The following is a 2,768-nucleotide window of genomic DNA, read 5'->3' on the forward strand; positions in this document are numbered from 1 at the left end:
GTTTAGCCGTGCCGACCTTGACGATTTGCGTTACGGGCTCCAAGGTTTCTTCGTTAGACAATTCTTGGCGATCAATTTCCTGACCGTTAGAACTGTAGACACGAGTCTTGATAGTCCGTTCGCCCTCAACACCTGGAGTTGCAATCTGACGAGCATCTCGAACAAGTTCATCGGTATATTGCTCCTCGATGTTGAAGGCTATTTTCTCAACGCGAATTTCGTCGGTGTAAGTTAGCGGATACTCTGGCAGAGCGTCTGCTTTCGGTGCTTCGCTCGGTACCATAGTTGGCTTAGCAGTTCCGACTTTGACGATCTGTGTTACGGGCGCCAAAGTTTCCTCATTAGACAACTCTTGGCGGTCAACCTCTTGCCCGTTGGAACTGTATACACGAGTCTTAATCGTGCGCTCACCCTCAACACCCGGAGTCGCGATTTGACGACTTCCTTCTGGAATTTCATCTGTATATTGCTCGTCAATAGAAAAATCAATCTTTTCTATTCTAACCTCATCATTTGTAGTCAATTCCAACTCAGAATTCTCATGAATAGCAGCTGTATCAGGAGTTGTGCCATATTCCGTCAATTCTGGAATCTCTTGAACTGGAGTTGTCTCGGGACTAGTGCCATACTCTGCCAATTCTGGAACTTCATGAACTGGTGCTGTTTCTGGAGTTGTCCCATATTCCGTCAATTCTGGAACTTCATGAACTGGGGCTGTATCAGGATTTGTACCATATTCTTTCAATTCTGAAACTTCGTGAACTGGCGTTGTTTCTGGACTGGTGCCATATTCTGTCAATTCTGGAACTTCGTGAACTGGCGCTATTTCAGGAGTTGTACCGTATTCCGTCAGTTCTGGAACTTCGTGAACTGGTGCTGTTTCTGGAGTTGTGCCATATTCTGTCAATTCTGGAACTTCGTGAACTGGTGCTGTTTCTGGAGTTGTGCCATATTCTGACAATTTCGGAACTTCGTGAACTGGAGTTTCTTTTGGTATCGAGTTAGTTGGAGCTGTTCCAACTAAAATAATTTCAGAAACAGGTTCAAGCGTCACTTGATCAGAAATCATTTCGCTTTTTACGATTTCTTGATTCTCATGATAATGACGAGTCACAACTGTACGTTGACCTCGAACACCTGATTGTATAACTTTTGATTGCCCTTGAGCCAATTCATCGGTATATTGGTATTTTGTCTGATAAGGAAGTTCATGAACTGACTCCTGCTCGCTAATTTTTAGCTCTGGCAAGTCATAAACGGTGCTTAGACGAGCAGACTCTCTCTCCTTAGCAGCTATAGCTTCTCTTTCTTCCTCAGTTAAATCATCCCCCTTATCCGAAACAATCTCTTTCATATCTAGATTTGTTTCACTTGGTTTTAGATCTCTTTCCTTCTCTTTCTCCAAGTCAAGTGCCGGATTTTCTTTCAGAGCAGAAGGAGCTAAATGACTATCATTTTGTTCTTCATTCTTTAAGTAACCGATATAATCGTAACCATCAATTTTCAATGGCGCTGGCAGTGCATCTCCAAGACCCAAGTTAAGACTTTGATTATATGCTGCAAGTTCGATATTCGTCACTGCTAAGACTGTTGGAGATAGCAGCATGGATCCCATTCCAGTTACCAACAAGAGCGAAGATAAATACCTCTTCCCATTTCTGCCTCTAACAACTACAAGCACTAGTAATGCAAGACCCATCGCTGTAAAAGTTGATTCCCAAAGGCCGGAGTGACCTGTCTTAGGCAATACTCCAGACGAATCCACATGAGTAGTCGGACGATAAACTAAGTAATAGGTCTCTGAAGCATCCTCAACATACTTTGGAATCTCCCTGATCAAGGCACTCTTCTCTACCTCCGTCAATTCAGACTCCACTACGTAGTGGTATTTAACCTGAGCAGACTGCTGACTTTGAATTTCTGCTGCTTTCACAGAAGTCAAGCCCCCAGCCATTTGCCCATTCAAAAAGAAGCTTCCAATAGTCGCCGAAACGAGCCCAACGGACAACTTTCGGAAAGAGAAACGCTGTCGTTTTTCTCCATAAAATTGATGTTTCATTCTCAAAATTTCCTCTTCAATATATTATTCAATCCTTTCTATTCTACCTGATTTCACTTGATTATTCAAATTATTTGTCGCGATTTTTAGAAGCAACACATGCTTTTGAAAAGTACCGAAAAACGACTCCTCTTTTTAAAAAATCTCAAAAAATCAATTTAAAACGAACTCCAAAATTATTAGATTTCTGCATCTTTGTTCTAAACTTTTTCCAGCAAAAAAGAGAGAAATGACTTTCTCTCTTTTACCTTTCCTCTCATCTTAAACTATGAGAAGACATATTTCTAATCTGATTATTTGGCTTCAAATCCTTCTGCAACTGCATCCGCAAAGTTTTCTTCTACGATGCTTGCACAGTGGTCACAGATAACTGCGTGGTAGCTGCGTTCTGCAGTAGTTGGGTCGATACGACGGCAACGGTCACAAACTTCACCTGCAGCGCGTTCAACTGTAAAGGCAACATCCTCAAAGCTAACTGCGCCTTCTGGAGCTGTACCTTCAGCGATGTTCAATTCTGACACGATCAAAAGTTGAGCTACATTGCTATCCACTGCTCCAAGAAGAGTTTTCACCACTTCATTTGGATAAACTGTCAAGTGTGCTTCGAGTGATTTACCGATAACTTTTGCATTACGCGCTTCTTCCAAGGCTTTTTGAGCTTGTCCACGGAAATCCATGAAGGCTGACCATGTATCCAAGATTTCTTCTT

2 protein-coding genes are annotated in these 2,768 nt (G+C 42.2%); both read right to left on the reverse strand.

Annotated elements, in window-relative coordinates; all coding sequences use genetic code 11:
• Positions 1-2,059 (reverse strand): SIALI-17 repeat-containing surface protein (locus HMPREF0849_RS07025; RefSeq protein ID WP_000682654.1); only part of this gene is annotated, 2,059 nt, incomplete at its 3' end.
• Between the two features lie 293 nt (positions 2,060-2,352).
• On the reverse strand, positions 2,353-2,768 hold a 416-nt coding region (locus HMPREF0849_RS07030; RefSeq protein ID WP_000330887.1), incomplete at its 5' end, for a zinc finger domain-containing protein.

This window comes from Streptococcus sp. C300, assembly GCF_000187645.1.
Taxonomy (GTDB): Bacteria; Bacillota; Bacilli; order Lactobacillales; family Streptococcaceae; genus Streptococcus; species Streptococcus oralis_CQ.